The 9,540-nt window shown below is 71.5% G+C and carries 6 protein-coding genes; 4 read left to right on the top strand and 2 right to left on the bottom strand.

Annotation, left to right across the window (positions count from 1 at the left end; translation table 11 throughout):
- Together MTR62_RS18345 and MTR62_RS18340 are read right to left on the bottom strand one after the other, a co-directional pair.
- Window positions 1-1,214: sensor histidine kinase (locus MTR62_RS18345; RefSeq protein ID WP_244023660.1), on the bottom strand; the 1,214-nt coding region annotated here is incomplete at its 3' end.
- Entirely contained in the window at window positions 1,211-1,897 is a 687-nt protein-coding gene (locus tag MTR62_RS18340) for a winged helix-turn-helix domain-containing protein (protein ID WP_244023657.1), read from the bottom strand. The genes MTR62_RS18345 and MTR62_RS18340, both read right to left, overlap by 4 nt.
- 277 nt (window positions 1,898-2,174) lie before the next feature.
- Here MTR62_RS18340 and MTR62_RS18335 point away from each other — a divergent pair, with 277 nt between their 5' ends.
- Genes MTR62_RS18335 through MTR62_RS18320 form a run of 4 tightly spaced genes read left to right on the top strand, consistent with a single transcriptional unit; the run spans window position 2,175 to window position 9,495 of the window.
- Window positions 2,175-2,615, top strand: coding sequence for a DUF2147 domain-containing protein (locus MTR62_RS18335; RefSeq protein WP_244023655.1), 441 nt, complete (start codon window positions 2,175-2,177; stop codon window positions 2,613-2,615).
- Entirely contained in the window at window positions 2,612-5,293 is a 2,682-nt protein-coding gene (gene mprF, locus MTR62_RS18330) for a bifunctional lysylphosphatidylglycerol flippase/synthetase MprF (RefSeq protein ID WP_244023653.1), read from the top strand. Before MTR62_RS18335 ends, mprF begins: the two co-directional genes overlap by 4 nt.
- A 21-nt stretch (window positions 5,294-5,314) precedes the next feature.
- On the top strand, window positions 5,315-6,130 hold the full coding sequence (locus tag MTR62_RS18325) for a virulence factor (RefSeq protein WP_244023651.1): 816 nt from the start codon (window positions 5,315-5,317) through the stop codon (window positions 6,128-6,130).
- A 17-nt stretch (window positions 6,131-6,147) separates the two neighbouring features.
- Window positions 6,148-9,495, top strand: a complete 3,348-nt coding sequence (locus MTR62_RS18320) for a glycosyltransferase (protein ID WP_244023648.1) — start codon at window positions 6,148-6,150, stop codon at window positions 9,493-9,495.
- Window positions 9,496-9,540: the final 45 nt, after the last annotated feature.

Here is a 9,540-nt window from a genome sequence, read left to right as displayed (position 1 = left end):
GCGTCGAGCCGGCCATGGCGGCGCAGCGCCTCGGCGCGACGCGCGGCGGGGATACCCGGCCCCTCGTCGGCCACGAACAGCGCAATGTCCTCGCCCCGGGCGGTCAGCCCCAGCGTGACCGTTCCCGCGCCGTACTTGAGCGCGTTGTCGACGAGGTTCGCCAGCGCGGTGTCGAGCAACTGGCGGTGAACCGCGCGCCGCGCGTGCGGGCCGGGGGCAAGCACGATGGCGCGGCCCAGATCCTCGAACACGGGTTCGTAGATGTCGACCATCGTCTCGAGCACGCCCTGCAGGTCGCACGGCGCGAAGCTCTCGCGCCCGATGCCCGCCTCGGCGCGGGTAATGCTGAGCGAGGTCTCGACAATGGCCAGCAGCCGCTCGCTCTCCCCGCTCGCCTGCGCGATGAGCGGTTCGAGCGCGCTGCCCGCCGCTTCCCCCGCCATCCGGTCGAGCACCGTGCGCAGCCGCGTCAGCGGCGACTTGAGATCGTGGCCCAGACTGTCGGTGGCCAGCTTGAGTTCGCCGTTGAGCTGCGCCACCCGGTCGAGCGCGCGGTTGATCTCGCTGCCCAGCCGCGCGAAGGCATCGCCCGAGGTGTCGATCGGGATGCGCCGGTCGAGCTGCCCCGCGCGCACCGCCTGAAGCGTCGCCACGGTGCCCTTGAGCCGGCGCACGATGAGCCGGGTCAGCACGAAGGCGGCGAGCGCGGCGAGCCCGCAGGCCGAGACCAGCGAGAGCAGCGTGATCGCGCGCAGCTGCGCGAAGATCTCGCGCTGTTTCTCGAACACGGTGCCGGTGAGCAACCGCGCCCCACCGCCCAGCCGCGCGACCTGAACCAGCATCGTCTCGGGCGTGCGGTGCCCCTCGCGCCGGGCGCGCACTGCGGTATAGGGCGCGCCGGGCACGAGCCGGGGCGGCAAGGCGGCCAGATTGCCCGCAAGACGCCGCCCCTTGCCATCGACCAGCAGCAGCACGGTGAAATGCTCGCCACGTTCCTGCGCGCGCGCGGCGACATCGCGGCGCAGCGCGGCAAGGCCGCCCTCGTCGTGGATCGCGAGCAGATCGTCGCGCTGGTTGCGCGCCAGGTCGATCGCGTCGGCCTCGGCGCCCACCCGCAGCAGGATCGCCACGCCCAGCAGCAGGATCGCGGCGGCCACCAGCTGCAGCGCGAAGACCAGGGTGGCGAAGCGCAGCGTGGACGAACGCCAGTTCACCCCGCCACGCCCATCCGATACCCCGCGCCGCGCACGGTGTGGAGCAGCGGCGCTTCCTCGCCCTCGTCGACTTTCTTGCGCAGGCGGCTGATGTGGACGTCGACCACGTTGGTCCCCGGATCGAAGTGGAAATCCCATACCCCCTCGAGCAGCATGGTGCGCGTCACCACCTGATCGACATGGCGCAAGAGGTATTCGAGCAGGCGGAATTCGCGCGGCTTGAGGTCGACCACCCGTCCCTTTCGCGTGACCCGGCGCGCCAGCAGGTCCATCTCCAGATCGCCGCAGCCAAGCGTGGTCTCGGCCGCGGGCGCGCTCTTGCCCCGCCGGATCAGCAGCTTCACCCGCGCCGAGAGTTCGGCAAAGGCGAACGGCTTGACCAGATAGTCGTCCGAACCGCTGGTGAGGCCGGTGACCCGCTCGTCCGCCGAACCGAGCGCGGAAAGGATGATGACCGGGGTCTCCACCCCGGCGCCGCGCAGCGCGGCCAGCACCGCCATCCCGTCGAGTCCGGGCAGCATCCGGTCGAGCACGATGCAGGCGTAGCGCGCGTCGGTCGCCAGGAACAGGCCGTCGCGCCCGTTGTCCGCGCGATCGACCACGAAGCCTTCCTGCTCGAAACCGTTAGCGATGAAATCGGCGGTCGCGGCATCGTCCTCGACCACGAGTATCTTGTGCGCCATCGGGCCGCCACGCTTTCCCTGAGGGGGGCCGCCACGCGGCCCGGAACCAGGGTCCCGGCATAGCCTGCGACCCGGCGGCGGCCAAGCGGCCTCGGCCCATCCCGGTCCAACATTACAAAAAGGTCACGAACCGGTCAGCCGCGCGATAGACGCCCCGGCGCAAGGAGGCAGGGTCCGCCGTCAAGGATCGAGAGCCCGCATGCGCCCTTCCCGCCCTGAATTCCCCCACTGCGATGCCTCCTGCGCGCGACGCGGCCCATCCGGCATCGCTCTGGCGATGCATCTTGCGCTTTGCGCGCTGCTCGCGCTCGCCCCGGCGGCCGGGAACGCGCAAAGCCCGCCACCCCCGCGCGCCGGGCCGAACGGACCGAACGGGCTGACCGGACTGTGGCTCAACCCGGCCGGCTCGGTCGCGGTCCAGGTCGAGCCGTGCGCCGACGCGCTGTGCGGCCATGTCGTGTGGGCGAGCGAAGAAGCCAAGGCCGACGCGCGCGACAGCGGGGTGACCGCGCTGCTGGGCACCGCGGTGCTCGAACAGTACCGCCCGACCGGCGCGCGGCGCTGGGCGGGAACGGTCTACGTGCCCGACATGGGCCACCACTTCGATTCGACGATCGAAGCGATCGGCCCCGACGTGATGCGCGTGCGCGGCTGCGTGCTGCACCGCCTGCTGTGCCGCTCGCAGGACTGGAACCATATCGCAAGGCTGCCGCAATGAGCCCGACGCTGGCCTTCCTGCGCCGCTACCGCGTGGCGCTCGGCACCGCTCTGGTGCTGGTGCTGATCGGCCTCGGCCTGCTCGCGCTGCGCGCGCTCACGCACGAGATCACCTACGACCAGCTGCGCCAGACGCTCCACGCGCTGACCCTGCGCCAGCTCCTGCCCGCCATGGCGCTCACCGCGCTGAGCTATCTTGCGCTCACCTTCTACGACGTCATCGCGCTGCGCGTCATCGGCCGCCCGCTGCCCTGGCGCACCGCCGCGATCGGCGCCTTCGCCAGCTATACCCTGACCCATAATCTGGGCCTTTCGGTCCTGACCGGCGGTTCGGTGCGCCACCGCGTCTACGTCGCCGCCGGGCTCGACAGTCTCGACGTGGCGCGGGTGATCGCGCTGACCGGCGCGGCGTTCTGGATCGGTGTCAGCGCCCTTGCCGCGCTGGCGATGAGCCTGCACACCGGCCCGCTGGCGATCGGCCCGCTGCATCTCGGTGCCGGCCCCACCCGCGCGAGCGGTGCGCTCATGCTCGCGCTGCTGCTGGCGCTGGGCACGCTGTGCGCACGGGCCAGGGGCCCGCTGCGGATCTGGAAGATCTCGCTCGCGCTGCCCGATGGCCCGACCCTGCTCGCCCAGCTCGGCGTCTCGCTGGTCGATCTGGTCTGCGCGGCGAGCGCGCTCTTCGTGCTGCTTCCCCACGCCTCGCTGGCGCTGTTCCCCGCCTTCGTGCTGGCCTATGCGCTGGGCCTGCTGGTCAGCGTGCTCTCGCACGTGCCGGGCGGGATCGGGGTGTTCGAGGCGGTGATCCTGGCGGTCATCCCGCAGGACCATGCCCAGGTCCTTGCCGCGCTGATCGCCTACCGCATCGTCTACTACCTGCTCCCGCTCGCGCTCGCGCTCGTCCTGCTGGCCTGGCGCGAGGCGCGCGCGAGCCGCGCGGTCAACCAGGTGCTGGGCGATTCGCAGGCGCTCGCCGGCAGTCTGGTCCCCGCGCTCAGCAGCACCGCGGCGTTCCTGGGCGGCGGGATGCTGCTCCTTTCGGGCTCTCTCCCCGCGATCCACGACCGGCTCGGCGGGCTGTCCGACGTGCTGCCGCTGCCGTTCATCGAAGCCAGCCACATCGCCGCGAGCCTGGTCGGCACCGCGCTGCTGCTGGTCGCGCCGGGGCTCTACCGCCGGCTCGACGGTGCCTGCCTCGCCACCCGGCTGCTGCTGGTGGCGGGCGCGCTGTTCTCGCTCGCCAAGGGGATCGACTATGAGGAGGCGATCGTGTGTCTGGCCATCGCGGGCATCCTGCAGGTCAGCCGCAAGCTGTTCTACCGGCGCACCGCGCTGACCGCGCAGCCTTTCACCACCGGCTGGGCCACCGCGATCACCATGGCGCTGGGGCTGGCCACCTGGGCCGGGTTCTTCGCCTACCGCCATGTCGCCTACCAGGACGACCTGTGGTGGAAGTTCGCGCTGCACGGCGATGCCCCGCGCTTCCTGCGCGCGACGCTCGCCAGCGCGGTGTTCCTCGCCGCTTTCGCGCTGTGGCGCCTGCTCTCCCCGGCCCGGCCCGAGGACCCCGCCGAGCTCAGCGCCGAGGATGCCGCCGCGATCCGCACCATCCTCGCCCGTTCGCCGCGCAGCGAGACGATGCTCGCGCTGACCGGCGACAAGCGCTTCCTGCTCTCACCCGCGCGCGATGCCTTCGTGATGTACCAGGTCAAGGGGCACAGCTGGATCGTGATGGGCGATCCGGTGGGCGAGCCTGCTGCGTGGAGCGACCTGCTCTGGGCGCTGCGCGAGCGGGTCGACCGCGCGCAGGGGCGCCTGCTGCTCTACGAGATGACCCCCGCCGCGCTCGACCTCGCGATCGGCATGGGCCTGCAGGTCATCAAGTTTGGCGAGGAGGCGATCGTCGACCTCGCCGGATACGACCTGCAATCGCCGCGCCTGCGCTCGATCCGCAAGGCCGCGCGGGTGGCCGAGCGCGCCGGGGCCGAGCTGCGCATCGTGCCGGCCGAGGCGGTCCCGGTGATCCTCGACGAACTCGAGCGCATTTCGGACGAATGGCTCGCCGCCAAGGGCGCGCAGGAAAAGGGCTTCAGCCTCGGGCGGTTCGATCGCGCCTATATCGAACAGTTCGACGTCGCGCTGGTCATGGTCGAAGGGCGGATCGTGGCCTTTGCCAACCTGTGGCTGACCGGGGTGCATCACGAAGCCTCGCTCGACCTCATGCGCCAGAGCGCCGAAGCGCCGAGCGGGACCATGGCCTTTCTGTTCACCCGCCTGATCGGCTGGGCGCAGACGCGTGGCTACCAGCGCTTTTCGCTCGGCATGGTGCCGCTCGCGGGGATCGACGCGCGCCATCTCGCCCCGGTCTGGGCCAAGGCGGGCGCGCTGGTCTTTGCGCGGGGGGAGCGGCTCTACGGCTTTCGCGGGCTGCGCACCTTCAAGCAGAAATTCGCCGTGGACTGGGAGCCGCGGTACATCGCGGGGCCTTCGGGGCTGGGCCTGCTCAAGGGGCTGCGCGACGCCTCGCGGCTGATCGCGCAAGGCCCGAGCGCGCCGGTGCAGCCCCTCCCGCCCGCTACCGACCGGCCTGAAGCCCCCCCGCCTGCTCCGGCGCTCCCGCGCACCCCAACGCCGCCGGTCACGGCCAGCGCCCCCACTCCCCGTCCGGCTCTCGCCTGACCGTTCGAAACGTCCGCACCCATGACGCTCCCTCCCCGTCCCAACCACCGCTGCATGGGCGCGCTGCGCTTTGCGGCTGCACTGCTCCTCGCGCTCGCCCTGCTCGGCGCGCTCGCCACGCAGGCCACTCGGCTGGGCCTGCTCGGCACCCAGGCCGAACAAGTCTTCGCCCCCGCCCCCGATGCGCCCCGCCGCGCGCTGCCGGTGGTCATGTTCTCGGGCGACATGGGCTTTCACTTCGGCCTCAGCGGCGACCTGGCCCGCGCGCTGGCGCAGCGCGGCTTCCCCGTCCTTGGCGTCAGTTCGCCCGCCGCCTTCGGCACGCACCGCAGCATCGGGGAAACCCGCGCCATCGTCATCGGTGCGCTGCGCCGCGCGCTGGCGCAAAACCACGCCCGGCGCCTCATCGTGATCGGCCAGTCCTACGGCGCGGACATCCTCGCCACCGTTCTGCCCGATCTGCCCGCCGACTTGCGTCCACGCATCGCCGCGATCCAGCTCACCGTACCCGCCCGCCATGTCTATTTCCGCGCCGATCCCACCGGCCTTGCCTATACCGGCCCCGCCGACGCGCTGCCGCTCGCCCGGCTGCGCACGCTGACTTACGCACCGCTGATCTGCATCCACGGGCTCGAGGAAGACGACAGCCTGTGTCCGCCGCTCGCCGGGAGCGGCGCCGACGTCATCGCGCTGAGCGGCGGGCACCCGCTGCACCACGACGGCAAGCGCCTGCTCGCCACCACGCTCGCCGCGCTGCGCCGCGCCGATCCGCGCTTCAACACCGCCCTTTCCCCCCGGCCCGGCGCACCGCGCGCGGCCCTTTCCCCTCATTCCTGAGCGAGCCCCCGATCGCCATGTCCAGACCGGTTTTCTTCGATCCCACCGGGCGGCGCAGCCGCTGGTCCAAGCGTCTTCTCGGCGCGCTGCTGCTCATCGCGGTGCTCGCCGCGGTGGCCTTTGCCACCACGCTCGTCGTGCTCCCGCGCGAGCGTGAGCTGGACATGCCCGTGCCCGTGCTGCGCGCCGCGACCTTCCGCCAGACCGGCATCCGACGCGACTTGCGCGCCTGGCTGCCCGCGCCGCTCCACCGCCACGCCCAACCCGCGCTGACCATCGGCTTCTACGACCCCAACAACGACGACAGTTTCTATTCGCTGCTCCACCACGGCGGCGATCTGGACTGGGTGGTGCCCGCCACGATCGGTGTCGCCGGGCCGGACCACGCCGTCACCGTCGCCCGCGACGTGCGCTTCACCAACCTCGTCGCGAACGGGCGCCACCACTTCAAGGTGCTGCCGATGGTGCAGAACTACGCGGGCGATCACTGGGACGGCGCGGGCGTGCAACGCCTGCTACAGGACCGCCGCGCCCGCCGCGCCTTCACCGCGCGGCTGGCGCAGGAGGTCATCGCCAGCCACGCCGCCGGGCTGGTGATGGACTTCGAGGCGCTTCCCCCCCGCGCCATGGGGCCCTATCTCACCTTCCTCAGCGAACTGCGCGCGGCGCTGCCCAAGGGCGCGCTGATCGCCGTTACCGCCCCCGCCGAAGACCCCCACTGGCCCTTCGAAGCGCTTTCGCGGGCCTGCGACAAGGTGATCTTCATGGCCTACGACCAGCACTGGCAGGGCGGCGAGCCCGGCCCGATCGCGGCACAGGACTGGTTCGTGCGCGAAGTGCAGACCGCGGCCCGGCGCATTCCCGCCAGCAAGCTGGTCGTCGCGCTCGGCAGCTACGCCTACGACTGGCACGGTAGCCAGACCGACGCGCTTTCGCTCGACGAGGCGTTCCTCGCCGCCAACGACAGCGAAGCCCCGATCGCCTTCGATCCGGGCAGCGGCAACGCGGGCTTCGCCTATGACGAGGCGGGTACGCACCACACCATCTGGATGCTCGATGCGGCAAGCACCTGGAACGAACTGGCCGCGCTTGACCGGCTCAACCTGTCGAGCGTCGCCTTGTGGAAGCTGGGCTCGGAAGACCCTGGCGTGTGGAGCGATTTCGCCGCCTGGCGCACCGGGCACCGCCCTAACCTCGCCCGGCTCACCGCGACCGGCAGCGCCGACGTCGAGGGCGAGGGCGAGATCCTGCGCATCACCGACACCCCGCAGGACGGCGCGCGCACGGTCCGCTTCAGCCCCGCAGGCGTGATCGAGAGCGAACACTACAGCGCCCTGCCCACCCCTTACGTGGTGCAGCGCGCCGGGGGCAGTGACCCCAGGCGCATCGCGCTGACCTTCGACGACGGCCCCGATCCCGACTGGACCCCGCGCATCCTTTCGATCCTCGAAGGGGCGCACGTGCCCGGCACCTTCTTCGTGATCGGCGAGAACGCGCTGGCCGAACCCGGCCTGCTCGAACGCGAGGTGGCCGACGGCGACGAGATCGGCAACCACACCTACACCCACCCCAACATGGCCAATACCGCGGCCAACCAGGCAAAGCTCGAACTCAACACCACCCAGCGCCTCGTCGAGGCCTATACCGGCCGGCGCATGACACTGTTCCGCGCGCCCTATTTTGGAGACGCCGAGCCGACCACGGCCGACGAACTGGGCCCGGCGCTCGAAGCGCAGAAGGCGGGCTATACGATCGTCGGCCTCCACGTCGATCCCAACGACTGGCAGCGTCCAGGCACCCAGGCGATCGTCCAGACGGTGCTCGACGAGATCGAGAACGCGCCCGCGGGCACCGCGCGCAACGTCGTGCTGCTCCACGATGGCGGCGGCAACCGCGCGCAGACGATCGCCGCGCTGCCGCAGATCATCACCGCGCTCAAGGCGCGCGGCTACCATTTCGTCACCGCCTCGCAGCTCATCGGCGTGCCGCAGGCGCAGGCGATGCCGCGCATCTCGCGCGCGGACCAGACCGCGGTGCGCCTCGATGTCGGCGTGTTCCTCGTGCTGGGCGGCTTGCTCGCGCTGCTCACCTGGCTGTTTTATCTCGCGATTTCACTGGGCATCGTGCGCGCGGTGACGATGACCGCGCTGGCCTGGTTCCAGAGCCGCCGCCAGCGCGGTGAACCGCCCGCTCTCGAGCCCAGCGTCAGCGTCATCATCCCGGCCTACAACGAGGAACGCGTGATCCTCGCCTCGGTCGAACGGATTCTGGCGAGCGACTATCCCGCGCTCGAGGTCATCGTCGCCGACGATGGGTCGCGCGATGCGACGAGCGCGCTGGTCGCCGCGCGCTACGGCCACGATCCGCGCGTGCGCCTGCTCACGCTCACGAACGGGGGCAAGGCCGCCGCGCTCAACCGTGCGCTGGTCGATGCGAGCGGCGCGATCATCATCGCGCTCGACGCCGATACCCAGTTCGAACCCGAGACCGTGCGGCGCCTGGCGCGCTGGTTCGCCGATCCGCAGATCGGCGCGGTGGCGGGCGATGCGCGGGTGGGCAACCGGGTCAACCTCATCACCCGCTGGCAGGCGGTCGAATACATCACCGCGCAGAACCTGGAACGCCGCGCGCTTGCCGGGTTCGAGGCGATGACCGTGGTGCCCGGCGCCGTCGGCGCGTGGCGGCGCAGCGCGCTGGCCTCGGTCGGCGGCTATCCCGAGGACACCCTGGCCGAGGACCAGGACCTCACCATCGCGATCCAGCGGCAGGGCTGGCGGGTCACCTACGATCCGCGCGCGGTGGCCTGGACCGAAGCGCCCGAAAGCTTCCGCGCGCTTGCCAGGCAGCGCTTCCGCTGGGCCTTCGGCACGCTGCAGTGCCTGTGGAAGCACCGCGCGGTGATCGCCCGGCGCCAGCCGACCGGGCTCGGCCTGATCGGCCTGCCGCAGGCCTGGCTGTTCCAGATCGCCTTCGCCGCGATCTCCCCGCTGATCGATGCCGCGCTGGTGATCTCGATCGTCGCCACCATCGCGCGCACGCTGGCCCACGGCTGGGCGCAGACGCGCGGCGATGTTTCGACGATGGCGCTGTTCTGGGCGGTGTTCACGCTGATCGACGTCGCCTGCGGGTGGATCGGCTACCGCCTCGACACGCACCGGGTGCGCTACAATCCGCTGCTGCTGATCTCGCAGCGGCTGGTCTATCGCCAGATCATGTACGGCGTGGTGCTGCGCGCGATCGCCTCGGCCATTGCCGGGTGGGTGGTGGGCTGGGGCAAGCTGGAGCGCACCGGCCGTGTCTCCGCCGCCGGAACCGTATCCGCCCCCCGTGTCCCGGCGCGCGCAGGGCTGACCGAGGGGGGCTGACCGAGGGGGGCGGGCGCACGGTGCGCCCGGCGCCGGTCAGACGCT

Origin of the sequence: Novosphingobium organovorum (genome assembly GCF_022832435.1) — a bacterium.
GTDB lineage: Bacteria > Pseudomonadota > Alphaproteobacteria > Sphingomonadales > Sphingomonadaceae > Novosphingobium > Novosphingobium organovorum.
Note: the sequence above shows the minus strand (reverse complement) of the source record. Positions and strands in the feature narration are given on the sequence as shown.